A 14,468-nucleotide genomic window follows, 5' to 3' on the forward strand; every position below is an offset into this window, starting at 1 on the left:
ATAAACTGGGAAAGTTTAAATGTCACAATTAAAACCACAAGAAGTTGTACGTTTAGGCGATATACAAATGGCAAATCATTTGCCATTTGTATTATTTGGCGGAATGAACGTATTAGAGTCAAAAGATTTAGCATTTGAAATCGCTGAAACTTATGTTGATATTTGCAAGCGCTTAGATATTCCTTATGTATTTAAGGCGAGCTTTGATAAAGCAAACCGTTCAAGTCTGAACTCTTACCGTGGACCAGGTTTGGAAAAAGGGATTGAATGGCTTGCTGACATTAAAAAACATTTTAATGTGCCCATTATCACTGACGTTCATGAGCCTTACCAAGCAGCGCCTGTTGCTGAAGTTGCCGATATTATTCAACTTCCTGCCTTTTTAAGTCGTCAGACTGATCTCGTTGAAGCAATGGCCAAAACTCAAGCCATTATCAATATCAAAAAAGCACAATTCTTAGCACCACATGAAATGCGTCATATCTTGCATAAGTGTTTGGAAGCTGGAAATGACAAACTCATTCTTTGTGAACGTGGTTCAGCATTTGGTTATAACAACTTGGTTGTTGATATGCTTGGCTTCGATACCATGAAAGAAATGAATGTGCCTGTATTCTTTGATGTCACCCATGCATTGCAAACACCAGGCGGACGTGCTGATTCTGCTGGCGGTCGTCGTGCCCAAATCACCACTTTAGCGCGTGCAGGTATGGCAACAGGATTGGCTGGTTTATTCTTGGAAGCACATCCTGAGCCAGAAATCGCAAAATGTGATGGACCATGTGCATTGCGTTTATCTCAGCTTGAGCCATTCTTGGCGCAATTAAAAGAATTGGATACTTTAGTTAAAGGATTCAAAAAGTTAGACACCCACTGATGCAATAACTTGCATCTTGTTTTTCATTCAACAGAGGAATTGTTCATGAGCCAAATCGTTGACATCCGTGCACGTGAAATTTTGGACTCTCGTGGTAACCCAACCATCGAAGCAGACGTTATTTTAGAATCTGGGGTTGTTGGTCGTGCATGTGCACCATCTGGTGCTTCAACTGGTTCTCGTGAAGCTTTAGAACTTCGTGATGGCGATAAAGCACGTTATTTGGGTAAAGGCGTTAAAACTGCGGTTAATAACGTAAATACCATTATCCGTGACGCTTTAGTGGGCAAATCAGTATTTGAACAAAAAGACATCGATAACACGATGATCGAACTTGATGGTACTGAAAACAAAGAAAAATTAGGTGCTAACGCAACTTTAGCTGTTTCATTGGCTGCTGCTCGCGCTGCTGCAGATGAAAAGAAAATTCCTCTTTTCCAATATATCGCAGATCTTCGTGGTCAAACGACTTTGACGATGCCTGTACCAATGATGAACATCATCAATGGTGGTTCGCATGCAGACAACAATGTTGATATTCAGGAGTTCATGATTGAGCCTGTAGGCTTCACATCATTTGCTGAAGCATTACGCGCAGGCGCTGAAATCTTCCATTCTCTAAAATCAGTTTTAAACAAAAAAGGTTTAAATACTGCTGTGGGTGATGAAGGTGGTTTTGCACCAAACTTGCGTTCAAACGAAGAAGCAATCACTGTTATTCTTGAAGCGATTGGTCAAACTGGTTACAAAGCTGGTTCTGATATTATGCTGGCACTTGACTGTGCATCTTCAGAATTCTACAAAAATGGTCAATATGTCCTTGCTGGTGAAGGCAATAAAGCATTCACAAGCAACCAGTTCTCTGACTATTTAGCAGGTCTTGTAAACCAATACCCAATCATTTCGATTGAAGATGGCCTAGATGAATCTGACTGGGAAGGTTGGAGCTACTTGACATCAATCCTTGGTGACAAAATCCAATTGGTTGGCGACGATTTATTCGTAACTAATCCTAAGATTTTACAACGTGGTATTAATGAGAAAGTCGGTAACTCTATTCTGATTAAATATAACCAGATTGGTACATTGACTGAAACTCTAGATGCAATCTACCTTGCGAAAGCAAATGGTTATAGCACTGTAATCTCACACCGTTCAGGTGAAACTGAAGATTCAACGATTGCTGACTTGGCAGTAGGTACCGCAGCGGGTCAAATCAAGACTGGTTCACTTTGCCGTTCTGACCGCGTAGCGAAATATAACCAATTACTTCGTATCGAAGAGTTAACGAATGCAGCTTACCGCGGTAAAGCTGAATTCAAAGGTCTAAAATAAGGTCAATTTATCTATGTTGAATACTTCTGATCATCATTCTTTACAAAAGAGAGAAACTCTGAAAATTCATAATCATATAGAATTTGCAGATGATCTTCCTTGTAAGAAGGATGTAGGGAATTTTTCATGATAGAGATGTTTCGATCGACCTCGAGTAAATTGATTCTAGCGCTTGTCATCGCTTTGGTGGCAAGCTTACAGTATCAATTTTGGCTAGGTGAGGGTGGTTATTTTCCTCACCAAGCTTTAACTCAGCAAATTAAGCAGCAGGCAGAAATTAATACTGAGCTCAAAGAGCGAAATCGTATTTTAGCAGCTGAAGTTTTTGACTTAAAAAATGGCAGCGAAGCCATTGAAGAACATGCACGTTTAGATTTAGGTTTGATTAAACCGAATGAAACCTTTGTGCAAATGAGTACTATTAGTACCCATTACAAACCAATTTATATCGATCCAAACGCAAAAGAAGACACTGCAACCAATGAAAACCCAGACTAAGCTGTGGGCGGTTGTACCAGCAGCAGGTTCGGGCAGTCGTTTTTCAAAAACTGAATTAAAACAATACCAATATATTCAAGATCGTACTGTACTTGAACACACGGTTAATCGACTGAATACCTTGGATTTGGCCGGCTGTGTACTTGCCATTGGTGCACAAGATAATTTTGCTAAAACACTTCCTTTTCAGCAAAAAAATAAGCTCCATTTTTGTTTGGGTGGCGCAGAGCGAGTACATTCTGTTTTAAACGCCTTGATCTATTTATCTGATATTGCACATGAAGATGATTGGGTATTAGTCCATGACGCTGCACGGCCATGTGTCACAGTAGATTGTCTAACAAGCTTGGTTGAGTCTGCCCAGCATTCAAATCAAAGTGCAATTTTAGCGATCCCTGTGCGTGATACGCTTAAACATGTCGTAAGCCAAAACCAGATTGAGAAAACTGTAAGCCGTGAATTTTTGTGGCAGGCACAGACACCACAAATGGCCAAATTGGGCATTCTTAAGAATGCGATTAAAACAGCACTGGCAGAGCAAGTTACAATTACAGATGAAGCAAGTGCTTTAGAACATATAAATGAACCTGTGCAAGTGGTGCAAGGGCGTTCAGACAATATCAAGATTACCTATGCAGATGATTTAGAGCTTGCTAGATTAATTCTGCAATCCCAAAGCCATTCTTAATTTTCTTCAATTCATGTCTTTTTTTTCGGTTATTGCAAAATAGCCTAAGTAAATTTAGATGAAATTTCTTATTTTTACACCATTCTAAATGACAAAATTTCTACTATTTGTTAAATTTGAATAACATACTTTATAACGGATCAATAAATGAAAAAATTATTAATAGCGGGCCTTTTTACTTTTTCTTTAGTTGGCTGCGCAACAACACCTCAACAACCTCAGGATACTGCTCAAGAAACAATTCGCTATTCATCTAGTCCATGTTTTGGTGCATGCCCGATCTATTCTGTTGAGATTACACCTGAAGGTGCTGTCCATTTTGATGGCAAACAGTACACCAAGGTGACAGGTACTCAAGATTTAACAGTTGATCCTTCTGTTTATAAGAAATTGCAACAAGAGTTGAAGACCTATCGTCCTGCAACGGGTGCAAATGTAAAAACAACGGGTTGTCAAGAAACAGCAACAGACCAACCAAGTGCTTATTTCTCTTGGAAAAAACCAGATGGTACTGTAACAAAACTCAGCCATTACACAGGTTGTATTTCACCAGCAAATACGGAGTTGAATAAAGTAATTGATAAACTACCAAAATTGATTGGTATTGAAGATCTCGTTCGTTAAATGCATTGCTGCAAAAATAGACAAAATTAGCATTTATGCTAGTATAGGTATAAGCGCAATCTGGTGGAGAAGTCTGTTATGACAGCTTTTACAATCATGAAAATGAGTACGCAAGAGGAAAGTCTTCTTCCTAAGCTTGCTGTAGAAGCATTCCGTAATGCGTTTAAAGAGGCAAGTGAATCCTCTACGGTGGTATATGCCAAAGGTCATCAACTGTTAAAGCAGCATCCAACTGGTGAAACCGAAGTGATCAAGGATATATCAGGTGCTTATACCGCTATTGAAGCATCGCGTGTTCTATTGAAACGTAAGAAAAAGCAGGCTGTTGTATAAGTTAATGCGACAGTCTACGCCCAGAGTACGCATGTTTGCAGGTCCAAACGGTTCTGGTAAAAGTACGATTAAAGAATATTTATTGCCCCGACATATTGGGGCATATTTAAATGCAGATGAACTCGAAAAAACCTTAAATCAAACTCATACTTTAGACTTAAAGATTTATCATGAGTCTTTAGATGCCCTAAAGTTGATTACTTTTTTAAAAACCAAAAAGAAAAAACGTAATCAAAAAATCTGTAATTTATTAAGTCAAGAACCTAAATTGCTCGGTGAGCATCATATTCTTTTTGCTATTCACGATATTGATTCATATCTTGCTGCCAGAATCATAGATTTTATCCGTTTAGAGTTTCTAAGCTTAAAAATTAGTTTCACCTTTGAAACTGTCATGTCACATATCAGCAAAGTTGAGTTCCTGAGAATGGCTCAGGAGCAAGGGTTTAAAACTTATCTGTATTATGTTTCAACGATTGACCCTGAAATCAATATTGCGCGAGTACGGTATCGGGTAAGTACAGGTGGACATGCTGTACCAGAACCCAAAATTCGTGATCGTTATTACCGCAGCATGAACTTACTGATGCAAGCCATTGAGATGAGCGATCGAGCTTTTATATTTGATAATTCTTCGAATGGTGAAAAAGCAGCTTTTTTAGCGGAAGTTGAACAGGCAAATCGACTAAGAATCAATCCGATCGTGACCGTATTTCCTGTTTGGTTTGCAGAAAGAGTACTTTCTGAGTTCGAATAGTTGGTCTATTTAAGAAATACGATGCTTATTCATAGCTTGTTTTTATGCTCCAGCTTAAAATTAAGTGACTTAATTTTAGAAAGTATTTACTAATTTATGCCATTTTTTCGTAAAAAGAAGCGATTAAGCGCTAAGATTAGAGTCGATTATTATTTAAAATAATATATTATAAAAATATATATTGTTTGTGAGAGAAATATGACTAGCATTATTCTAGCTTTGATTGGTGGTGCACTGATTGGATTTGCTGCAGCTGGCTATCTGTATGTTAATGGACGTATTGCTGGTGTGAGTGGATTGATTGCCCAAGTATTACAGCCCGAAACTTTTTTCAAAAGTTCAGCTTTTTGGTTTCTTTTAGGTCTAATCATTACGCCTTTCGTTTATCAAATTTTTGTACAGCCTGAAATTATAATGCAGTCATCACCATTGACTTTGATCATTGCTGGGCTATTAGTAGGATTTGGGACACGTTTAGGTTCTGGTTGTACCAGTGGACATGGGATCTGCGGAATCAGCCGTTTATCGCTACGTTCTATGGTTGCCACAATCACATTTATGTTCGCTGGCTTTGTGACAGTATATGTAATACGTCATCTTCTAGGGGCGGCATCATGAAAAATTTATTTGCATTTATCTTTGGCAGTATATTTGCATTGGGTTTATTGGTTTCAGGAATGTCAAATCCAGAAAAAGTATTAAGCTTTCTAGATGTTTTTGGCGCATGGGACATTAGTTTGATGTTTGTAATGGTTGGTGCAATCGCGATTGCATTTATTCCATTTCAGAAAGCCTTACGCAATCCGAAAACATTATCAGGAGAGCCGATTGCTTTACCAAACAATAATCAAATTGATAAGAAGTTGATTACAGGTGCGATATTATTTGGTGTTGGTTGGGGAATTGCAGGCATTTGCCCAGCACCCGCATTGACTTTGATCGGACTAGGCTATTTTGATGTTTGGTATTTTATAGCAGCAATGCTGCTCGGCATGTTGATTCATCGTGTTTGGGCCAAACAGTAGGAGAAGTGCAGTGCAACAGCCAATCATCAAAGCTTTCTTCGACGAAAACAGCAATACCTTTAGCTATGTCGTGCATGATCCTGAAACAAAGCATTGTGCCGTTATCGACAGTGTGTTGGATTATGATGCTGCTTCGGCTTCAACATCCACACAGCATGCAGATGAGATCATTGCCTACATTGAATCTCAAGCATTCATGGTTGAATGGATACTTGAAACCCATGTTCATGCAGATCATTTAACGGCATCACAATATTTGAAATCCAAGCTTGGTGGCAAAATTGCCATCAGCGAGAAAATTTCGATTGTTCAGGAAACCTTTAGTGCAATCTATCATCTGGATATGAAGTATTTTAATACACATCAGGTGTTTGATTATCTATTTAAGGACAATGAAAATTTTCGTATCGGCAACCTAAAGGCATATAACATACCAACACCAGGACATACGCCAGCGTGCTTAAGTTATGTGATTGGTGATGTTGTTTTTATTGGTGATACCTTATTTATGCCAGATTATGGAACGGCGCGTTGTGATTTCCCCAAAGGCAGTGCGAATATCTTATTTGACTCCGTGCAAAAGCTGTATCAGCTGCCAGAACATACACGCGTATTTTTATGTCACGACTATAAACCAGAAGGTCGTGATACATATATTTATGAAACAGATATTCGAGCACAGAAACAAAGCAATATTCACTTAAATGCAAAAACGCTCAAGCATGTTTTTGTACAAATGCGCGAAGCACGTGATGTGACTTTATCGATGCCTCAGCTTATTCTACCTGCCATTCAAATCAATATGGATGCAGGTCGATTGCCAGAACCTGAGTCTAATGGAATCCGCTACTTAAAGTTACCTCTGAATTACTTTAATCAACCATAAAATACCTAATTGCTCAAACGGATTTGAGCGATGCTTTTCATGCACATTAAGAATGAAAAATGAAGCTTAGGTTTTATTTGAATATTCAATTGTTATGTTATAACATAACAATTGAAAATAAGGAGTTCAATGTGCGTTACAAAGCCCTGGCAATAGCCATTCTATTTATTCATCATCAAGCATCTGCAAATGAGCAGGATAGCCCAGTCATTTTGCCAAATATTAGTTTAAAAGCAGAAACTGATCTTTCAATCGGGAACAATATCGTTGTAGAGAATCGCAATGCTCAAAATCAAACTTTAGGAGATGCACTTAAGCAGGTGTCAGGCGTGCAAAGTAGTGCCTTTGGTCCGAACTCTGGCGCACCCATCATCCGCAGCTTAAGTGGTAATCGAGTACAAATTCTGGAGGATGGACTCTCTGCTTATGGCATGAATGCAATCAGTGGTAATATTACAGTTCCTTTTGATCCTTTATTTAACCATTCTATTCTTGTCAATAAATCTTCGGATAGTGTGCGATACGGCGGAAATGCAATCGGTGGCAGTGTAAATGTAGAGAGTGACTTGATTAGCAAAGAAATTCCCAAGAACGATCATAATTTAGAACTGGCTGTGCGAAAAGGTTGGAATAATGCAGATGCACATGGTTTTAAACTGAATTTAAATAATCAAAGCAACTTTTCAACCAATTTCTTATTTTCAAAACAAGACATTTCTTCTTATAAAATTCCGGGATATAGTAAAGCCGGACTGTGTAATAGTGCAGTTTTCCCCGTAACGGGTGGTGTAAATCCAGCATTGGCAGATGCTTGTCAAAAAGATACGCGCATAGAGCGGATTTATAATACTGCTTCACAAAAATATATTGACCAGTTTATGACTGAAAATCCAGATTGGGCAGATGGGAAGTTTTCATTCTATACCGATAAACCCTCATCAGTTTGGAGTGGTAAGACTTATATCAATCCAGTAAATCCTGAATATATTGCTGATACACCCAAGATTAAAGAAAATAGAATTAATAACGATGTGACACCAAATTACAATCAAAAGCTAGGCAATAGCTATTTGGAAAATCAGCATTATGCGATCGGCAGTACTTATTTTCTGGAAAATGGCTATATTGGTTTGAGTGCAGATTCTCAGAAAAATGCATACGGTGTACCGGGCTTTTCTTTAGAAAATAAGTCATTTCAATCGTCTTATGATGATGGTCTACCAGTGGGAATAAAGACGGATCAACGCAAATATACATTGGATAGTCAATATAATTTTGATATACCATTTTTGAAGGGGATTGATTTCAAAGCGAATCAAGTGATCAATCGTTCAGGTGAGTATTTAGGTACGCAACTTGCGAATGATTACCGCTTTGATACCAAACAAGCTGAGATACTCTTCAGGCATCAACCTTTGCCGTACTTAAATGGTTTACTTGGACTGAGTCAGATTAATCGAAGCATCGAAGGACAGGGCAAGTTACGCTATCTTCCTAATGTAAAAACCAAAACACAAGCGATTTTTATCCAAGAAAAAATTGACCTAAATCGTGTGTCTTTCGATGCAGGCTATCGTCAAGAAAGTATTGATCATACAATCAAAGACAGTGACTTCAAAGTATCTCGCAACTCACCGAATAGCAAGTTGCAAGATACCAATTTCGATTTAGAAAGCTATAGCTTCGGTTCATATCTTAGAATGAATGACTATTTAGGTATGAAACTTAGATATGCGGTATCGAAACGTGCACCAGAGCTGAATGAGCTTTATGCGAGTGGCAACCATTATTCAATTATGATTAATGAGCAAGGTAATCAAAAGTTAGAGCCTGAAACATCTAAAAATACAGAGCTGACTGGCTTATTCAATTATCAAGATTTTAATCTTGAAGCCACTGTATATAAGATGAAATTTGAAAATTATCTCTATCTCACTCATTCTGGAATGCAAACGGCGAATCGCTTACCACTCAAATACTGGACTCAAACAGATACTGAAATTACAGGTTTTGAAGTTGACCTCAAACAGAAAATTAATACACAGCAATTTGGCATGTTTACGCTTGGCGCATTTGCAGATTTTGTGAAGAATAAAAATATCAATCCGAGTTCATCAAGTTTGCATAATGATGGCAATTATTTACCGAACATGCCAACAAGCCGTTATGGTGCAAGCGTAGAGTGGAGTAACAGAGATTGGGCTGCACGCCTATCAAGTATTTATTATGATAAACCTAAATATTTAGGGAAGAATGTTTCGGAGGAAAAGCCTTTACCAGCATTCAATATGGTCGATATGCAGATCAGCAAGCATCTAAAATTCAAGAATTCTGATATTGACGTGTTCCTAAACGGCTCAAATCTGCTGAATGAGGAAGCGAGACCGCATAACTCTCCTTTGAAATATATTGCACCATTGCCAGGGCGAGGTTTTCAAGTTGGGATTAATATGAAGATCTAGTTTTATCAATCTTATTTAAAATTACCCACTGGAAGTAATGCTCAATAAGCGCTTTCAGTGGTTGCCACTTAAAACGATTGATTTAAATTCTTTAATGAATTTTTGACGATTAAATCATGCACCAAGGAGACAGGAAGCATGTAAATCTTTCCAAAAAGATTGTAAGTGATCACACTGGTTGTGACAGTTAACTCATTCTTTAATTCATCATGTTCTTGAAGTTGTAATGCGACCAATACGCTGAGATGTTTATCTGTAGATTGTAAATATAATTCCCTGTCCGTAATTTTTACCACATCAAAAAAATCCAATTTTTCATTGATCACAACATTTTCAGGTTTAACCGAATCAAAGCCTTTGATCGGTTGAACACCTCCAATCTTTAAACTTAAAAAATCTCTGATTTTAAAGGCGATACGTAGCCAAAAGGGTGGATGGCCTGTCATTAAGTTATAAACTTGTATCACTGTCAGTTTTTTATCGATGTATTGATGTGCTTCATGTAGGTAGTTAAGCGCTGCTAATGGAGCAACCAAAGGATGAAGGTCATTCTGATGTTCCATTGTGCTTATTCCTAGATTTTATAGATATATGAAATATATAGTAATTTATAGATGAATTTCTGGATATTTGTCAATCACATTATCTGACGATTATTTTGAATTTGATTTGATATTCTAATGAAAAATGGATTTTATAATTGATATTTATTTTGATAAGCTAAGTTATATTTCACATAATTTATAGAGAATTTAACTACAGCAGGGCTGATTTTATAACATAGAGAAATAAGTCCTTACTTTGATAAAACTGGCTTTTTTCGGGAAGTAGATTTTGCCATTCCAAATTTTTAACGATTTATATTAAAAAGGAAAAAAACATGTATCAACACAACTTCAATTTATCTGATCACTTTAAATTGGGCATTTTTGCCTCTAATTGTTCTGGTGGTTTAACACCTTCAACTCTAGAGGATGGCTGGGATGCCAGTTGGAGCCAAAATTTAGAATTAGCGCAAATGGCCGATGATGCCGGTATTGATTTTATGTTATCCGCGGCACGTTTTATTGGGCATGGTGGCAAAAAGGATTTTCATGGAACGGTGTTAGAGACCGTGACATGGACATCGGCATTATTGGCAAAAACGAAAAATATTCAGATTTTTGCTACATTGCATACGGTACTGAACCATCCAATTGTAGTCGCAAAACAAATCGCAACTATGGCCCAAGTCAGTGATAATCGTGTTGGCCTAAACATTGTCGCAGGATGGAATAAACCTGAATATGATGCTTTGGGTTTACAGTTGCCTGATGATCATGAAACACGATATGGTTATGCACAAGAGTGGTATGAATTAATTAAAAAAACTTGGCAAAGTAGTGAGCCTTTTGATTGGCAAGGAAAGTTTTTTCAAACCCAAGGTACCTATGGAAAACCAGCTCCTCAAATTTTTCCACCCATTTTTAATGCCGCTGGTTCAAAAGAAGGACGTGAGTTCGCCATTAAAAATTCAGATTTTTTATTTACACCTGCTGCTGATTTAGCACGCTCAGTTGCAGAAATTAAAGAACTTAAAGATGAAGCCGAAACCTTAGGTCGGAAAATTAAAGTCCTGACCTTTGCTCATGTAATATGCCGTGCTACTGAAGAAGAAGCCAAAGCAGAATGGGATCGACAACTGAATCATGCTGATCATGGTGCTGTTGAACATTTGATGGATACTTTATTTTCATTTTGCAAATCTTTTCCAGCTGATTTACGTGAACAATTACGCCAACGTATTGCGGTAGGTCATGGTGGTTTTCCGTTGGTTGGTACTCCCGAACAAGTTGCTGAAGGGTTAATACGGTTAGATGAAACAGGTTTTTCAGGTAGCACCTTATCTTTTCTCAATTACACCCAAGAATTTCCATATTTCAGGGATCATGTTTTACCGATTTTAAAAGATAGAGGCTTACTGCAAGCCTAGGCTGATGAGGTTTGTGATGATCTTTAGATGTGTCAAAGATCATCACAGTTTGTTGTGAGTCTTTGATTTAGATAAAAAGGATTAAAAACATGAATTTTGAGTGGGTGTTTTAATTTTTTATGCTATAAAAATAGCTCAATAATTAAACTTGAGAATAATAAATGTCTGAACAGAAATATCATTGGTACTTAATTGCTTATACATTTAATGATAAGAGTATTAATGGCAATACAAGAAATTTTAGTATTCAGTTGCCTTTAGAAACATATCTACCGCCAGTTTCAAAGTCAAAGCTTAATGAGTTGAATGTCATTGGCGCTGAGTGGATCCAAAAGAATGATCCCACGGCTCAGCCAGAGAATTTATTTGTGATCTCGATTTGCTATTTAGGTGAAATGACTCAATCACAATTTAATGCTTGAGTTAGATGTAAAAGAAGGCCCTTAAGGGCTTTCTTTATAATTAAAACTAATTTTAAGTTCTTAAAGGATAAAAGATGAGTGACTATATCAGTATTAATAAGAATGCTTGGAATTTAAAAACAAATGCGCATATCAAAAGCGAGTTTTATGACAATATTTCCTTTCTAAAAGGAAGAAACACGCTAAACCCAATAGAATTGGGTATTTTAGGAAATATTTCAGGAAAATCCATACTACATTTACAATGTCATTTCGGACAAGATTCTATGTCTTTGGCTCAACTTGGTGCTAATGTTACAGCTATAGACTTTTCAGAAGAAGCCATAAAGAAAGCAAAAGAGTTTAACGATGAACTAGGTTTAAATGTAGAGTTTATTTGCTCCAATATTTATGAACTACCTAGTGTTTTAGACAAAAAATATGATTACGTATTTACGAGTTATGGCGTTATAGGATGGTTAGAAAATTTAGACTTATGGGCTAAGGTGATATCCAATTTTTTAAAAATTGGGGGTAAATTTTTAATTGTTGAATTTCATCCCGTCATATGGATGTTTGATGATGAAATTAAAAATATAACATATAGCTACTTCAAAAATGACCCTATAAGTGAAACATCTACTGGCTCTTATGCTGATAAATCAGCAGAAATAACCTATCAAGCGATCACATGGAATCATAGCCTGAGTGAAATATTTACAAGTTTAATCAATCATGGAATAAATGTTCTCGAATTCAAAGAATATGATTACTCATCCTATAACTGTTTTAGTAATATGACTAAAGAGAATGAAAAATACAGGATTGAGCATTTTGGCAAAAATTTACCATTGATGTTCTCAATATTGGGTGAAAAGAACCAAAACATTTAGGTTTAAATTACTTAAATATTAATGGTTTATTTCTAAAATGCTTTAGTTGGCTGGAAGGTGTTTTAAAAAATCTAAAGGCTCTTTAATGAAGCTTTTCTTTAAGATCACGTATAATAAATTTCACATTCATTACGAACTGTCTAAATCTTTAAGATTGAGCTGATATGAAAAATTCTGCACGAATACATTGTTTTGATGATCTAGATGGCTTAGAGCTACTTATCGCAGATTTTTCTGACCATGAGTTTGAAAGGCATTGGCATGATACTTGGTCAGTTGGTGTTGTGTTACGCGGGGCTAATAACAATAGTGCTCAGAAAAAAATGGAAGGAATTGTTCAACGTGGTGAAGTCAGCATCATTGCTCCAGGAGAAATCCATGCTGGAACAGTCGTTGGTGAGCAAGGATGTCGCTATTTTATGTTTTATCCAAAGGTGGAGAGTGTATTTAATACTGCTGAAAGTATGGAAATACATTTGCCTCCGAATATTGTAGCTGGTCTAAAACAAACTGTATTTGCAAAAAAACTTTGTGAAGCTGCCACAGTTTTAACAAACACAGACACTGATAAGTTTGAAAGAGAGGTTGTTTGGAGTAATTGTATGGCTGAATTTCTTCACGTATTTTCTTCTATTGGAGTGCAAAACTTTGCAAGTCAAAAGAGTTCAGCATCATCACATTTAATACGAGCAAAAGAATATCTTCATGATTATCAATTTGAAGGGATTAGCCTAGATCGATTAGCACAAGCAGCAGGAATGTCGAAATTCCATTTATGTCGTCAATTTACAGCAAAGTTTGGTTTGTCCCCAAGCCGTTATCAACGGCAACTTAAGCTACAGCAAGTGAAAAGAATGCTTTCGACAGGTCATGAAATTGCAGAAATTGCAGTTAGCTGTGGCTTTTCTGATCAATCTCATTTAGGAAGAGCATTTAAATCTACTTATGGGACGACTCCTCGTAACTATCGCAACTTTAGCCGCTGAGCAATATCATTCTATCTTGTGGGTTTAAAGATATTGAAAATATGTCCAATTAACGTTTCAAATGATGTTTATGGATATTTCAACACTTTGGCTATTTGCTATTTCTGCGATGATTTTAACGCTTATTCCTGGTCCTGATATGTTGCGTGCATTATCAAATGCAATGAGTCTCGGAGCTAGGGCGGGATTGATCACTGTATTGGGCGCTGTGACTGGAGTGATGTTCCATATCCTATTTGCGATTGCTGGTGTAACGGCATTAATTTATTCTTCTGCTGTACTGTATAAAAGTTTTATCATTCTTGGTGCACTATACATTTTGTGGGTTGGTTTTAGTCTATTTATAAATAATAATCCACTCAGCATTGATAACAAGAAGTCTAAAAAAAGCTATAAAAAGCTTTATTTAGAAGGATTACTTACTAATCTCTTAAATCCAAAAGCTATCATATTTACGCTGGCTTTCATTCCACAGTTCATTCATCTCGAAGCTGGCCGTACTATGTTTCAAATGTTAATACTTGGCATTGAGTTGATCATTGTCATGTTATTAATACAAATTCCAATTGTATTGTTAGCAGGTAAAATTGCCGCTAATGTCAGAGCAGACTCTAAGATCAGTGTTTATATCAACAAGTTTTTTGGAGTCATTATTGTGTTTTTAGGCTTATTGATCTTATTTGTTCGTTTGTAACGATATTGCGCTTATGTAGTTAAACATTCACAAATGT

The 14,468-nt window shown here is 36.8% G+C and carries 17 protein-coding genes; 16 read left to right on the forward strand and 1 reads right to left on the reverse strand.

From position 1 onward, the window contains the following. The first annotated feature begins 19 nt into the window (after positions 1–19). From kdsA to F3J02_RS01135, 11 genes are all read left to right on the forward strand, one after another. Positions 20–877, forward strand: a complete 858-nt coding sequence (gene kdsA / locus F3J02_RS01085) for a 3-deoxy-8-phosphooctulonate synthase (protein WP_005153309.1) — start codon at positions 20–22, stop codon at positions 875–877. 45 nt (positions 878–922) lie between these two features. Then, positions 923–2,212 carry a phosphopyruvate hydratase gene (gene eno, locus F3J02_RS01090; RefSeq protein ID WP_167246882.1) on the forward strand — a complete coding sequence of 430 codons (1,290 nt, stop codon included), beginning with the start codon at positions 923–925 and terminating at the stop codon, positions 2,210–2,212. A gap of 126 nt (positions 2,213–2,338) precedes the next feature. Next, positions 2,339–2,710 carry a cell division protein FtsB gene (gene ftsB, locus F3J02_RS01095; protein ID WP_167246884.1) on the forward strand — a complete coding sequence of 124 codons (372 nt, stop codon included), beginning with the start codon at positions 2,339–2,341 and terminating at the stop codon, positions 2,708–2,710. Beyond that, entirely contained in the window at positions 2,694–3,398 is a 705-nt protein-coding gene (ispD, locus tag F3J02_RS01100) for a 2-C-methyl-D-erythritol 4-phosphate cytidylyltransferase (protein ID WP_167246886.1), read from the forward strand. Before ftsB ends, ispD begins: the two co-directional genes overlap by 17 nt. A 147-nt stretch (positions 3,399–3,545) precedes the next feature. Further along, a complete protein-coding gene (locus F3J02_RS01105; RefSeq protein WP_167246888.1) occupies positions 3,546–4,022 on the forward strand; it encodes a DUF6438 domain-containing protein in 477 nt (158 codons plus the stop codon). A gap of 78 nt (positions 4,023–4,100) precedes the next feature. Continuing rightward, the gene (locus F3J02_RS01110) at positions 4,101–4,355 is read left to right on the forward strand and encodes a hypothetical protein (RefSeq protein WP_167246890.1); all 255 of its coding nucleotides are present in this window, start codon (positions 4,101–4,103) and stop codon (positions 4,353–4,355) included. Between the two features lie 4 nt (positions 4,356–4,359). Further along, the gene (locus tag F3J02_RS01115; RefSeq protein WP_167246892.1) at positions 4,360–5,112 is read left to right on the forward strand and encodes a zeta toxin; all 753 of its coding nucleotides are present in this window, start codon (positions 4,360–4,362) and stop codon (positions 5,110–5,112) included. A gap of 198 nt (positions 5,113–5,310) precedes the next feature. Beyond that, the gene (locus tag F3J02_RS01120) at positions 5,311–5,730 is read left to right on the forward strand and encodes a YeeE/YedE family protein (RefSeq protein WP_167246894.1); all 420 of its coding nucleotides are present in this window, start codon (positions 5,311–5,313) and stop codon (positions 5,728–5,730) included. Next, positions 5,727–6,137, forward strand: coding sequence for a DUF6691 family protein (locus F3J02_RS01125; protein ID WP_167246896.1), 411 nt, complete (start codon positions 5,727–5,729; stop codon positions 6,135–6,137). The genes F3J02_RS01120 and F3J02_RS01125 overlap by 4 nt, the downstream gene beginning before the upstream one ends. 10 nt (positions 6,138–6,147) lie before the next feature. Beyond that, entirely contained in the window at positions 6,148–7,023 is an 876-nt protein-coding gene (locus F3J02_RS01130) for an MBL fold metallo-hydrolase (protein WP_167246898.1), read from the forward strand. A 131-nt stretch (positions 7,024–7,154) separates the two neighbouring features. Then, positions 7,155–9,485, forward strand: a complete 2,331-nt coding sequence (locus F3J02_RS01135; RefSeq protein ID WP_167246900.1) for a TonB-dependent receptor — start codon at positions 7,155–7,157, stop codon at positions 9,483–9,485. A gap of 68 nt (positions 9,486–9,553) precedes the next feature. On the opposite strand, the gene F3J02_RS01140 is transcribed toward F3J02_RS01135, so the two are convergent. Continuing rightward, the gene (locus F3J02_RS01140; RefSeq protein WP_167246902.1) at positions 9,554–10,048 is read right to left on the reverse strand and encodes a DUF2867 domain-containing protein; all 495 of its coding nucleotides are present in this window, start codon (positions 10,046–10,048) and stop codon (positions 9,554–9,556) included. A 317-nt stretch (positions 10,049–10,365) separates the two neighbouring features. Between F3J02_RS01140 and F3J02_RS01145 the strand changes: the two genes are divergently transcribed. The 5 genes from F3J02_RS01145 to F3J02_RS01165 all read left to right on the forward strand — a co-directional run bounded on the left by F3J02_RS01145 (position 10,366) and on the right by F3J02_RS01165 (position 14,431). Further along, positions 10,366–11,457, forward strand: coding sequence for an LLM class flavin-dependent oxidoreductase (locus F3J02_RS01145; protein ID WP_167246904.1), 1,092 nt, complete (start codon positions 10,366–10,368; stop codon positions 11,455–11,457). Positions 11,458–11,618: 161 nt separating this feature from the next. Then, on the forward strand, positions 11,619–11,879 hold the full coding sequence (locus F3J02_RS01150) for a hypothetical protein (RefSeq protein WP_167246906.1): 261 nt from the start codon (positions 11,619–11,621) through the stop codon (positions 11,877–11,879). A 74-nt stretch (positions 11,880–11,953) separates the two neighbouring features. After that, a complete protein-coding gene (locus tag F3J02_RS01155) occupies positions 11,954–12,751 on the forward strand; it encodes a class I SAM-dependent methyltransferase (RefSeq protein WP_167246908.1) in 798 nt (265 codons plus the stop codon). 164 nt (positions 12,752–12,915) lie between these two features. Then, a complete protein-coding gene (locus F3J02_RS01160) occupies positions 12,916–13,737 on the forward strand; it encodes an AraC family transcriptional regulator (RefSeq protein WP_167246910.1) in 822 nt (273 codons plus the stop codon). 70 nt (positions 13,738–13,807) lie between these two features. Further along, positions 13,808–14,431 (forward strand): LysE family translocator, encoded by a 624-nt coding sequence (locus tag F3J02_RS01165; RefSeq protein ID WP_228284307.1) that lies wholly within the window; start codon positions 13,808–13,810, stop codon positions 14,429–14,431. Positions 14,432–14,468: the final 37 nt, after the last annotated feature.

This window comes from Acinetobacter sp. Tr-809, assembly GCF_011753255.1.
GTDB lineage: Bacteria > Pseudomonadota > Gammaproteobacteria > Pseudomonadales > Moraxellaceae > Acinetobacter.

Coding starts and splice junctions, on each gene's coding strand:
- kdsA (WP_005153309.1), top strand. CDS start 20: ATGTCACAATTAAAACCACAAGAAGTTGTACGTTTAGGCGATATACAA.
- eno (WP_167246882.1), top strand. CDS start 923: ATGAGCCAAATCGTTGACATCCGTGCACGTGAAATTTTGGACTCTCGT.
- ftsB (WP_167246884.1), top strand. CDS start 2,339: ATGATAGAGATGTTTCGATCGACCTCGAGTAAATTGATTCTAGCGCTT.
- ispD (WP_167246886.1), top strand. CDS start 2,694: ATGAAAACCCAGACTAAGCTGTGGGCGGTTGTACCAGCAGCAGGTTCG.
- F3J02_RS01105 (WP_167246888.1), top strand. CDS start 3,546: ATGAAAAAATTATTAATAGCGGGCCTTTTTACTTTTTCTTTAGTTGGC.
- F3J02_RS01110 (WP_167246890.1), top strand. CDS start 4,101: ATGACAGCTTTTACAATCATGAAAATGAGTACGCAAGAGGAAAGTCTT.
- F3J02_RS01115 (WP_167246892.1), top strand. CDS start 4,360: ATGCGACAGTCTACGCCCAGAGTACGCATGTTTGCAGGTCCAAACGGT.
- F3J02_RS01120 (WP_167246894.1), top strand. CDS start 5,311: ATGACTAGCATTATTCTAGCTTTGATTGGTGGTGCACTGATTGGATTT.
- F3J02_RS01125 (WP_167246896.1), top strand. CDS start 5,727: ATGAAAAATTTATTTGCATTTATCTTTGGCAGTATATTTGCATTGGGT.
- F3J02_RS01140 (WP_167246902.1), bottom strand. CDS start 10,048: ATGGAACATCAGAATGACCTTCATCCTTTGGTTGCTCCATTAGCAGCG.
- F3J02_RS01145 (WP_167246904.1), top strand. CDS start 10,366: ATGTATCAACACAACTTCAATTTATCTGATCACTTTAAATTGGGCATT.
- F3J02_RS01150 (WP_167246906.1), top strand. CDS start 11,619: ATGTCTGAACAGAAATATCATTGGTACTTAATTGCTTATACATTTAAT.
- F3J02_RS01155 (WP_167246908.1), top strand. CDS start 11,954: ATGAGTGACTATATCAGTATTAATAAGAATGCTTGGAATTTAAAAACA.
- F3J02_RS01160 (WP_167246910.1), top strand. CDS start 12,916: ATGAAAAATTCTGCACGAATACATTGTTTTGATGATCTAGATGGCTTA.
- F3J02_RS01165 (WP_228284307.1), top strand. CDS start 13,808: ATGGATATTTCAACACTTTGGCTATTTGCTATTTCTGCGATGATTTTA.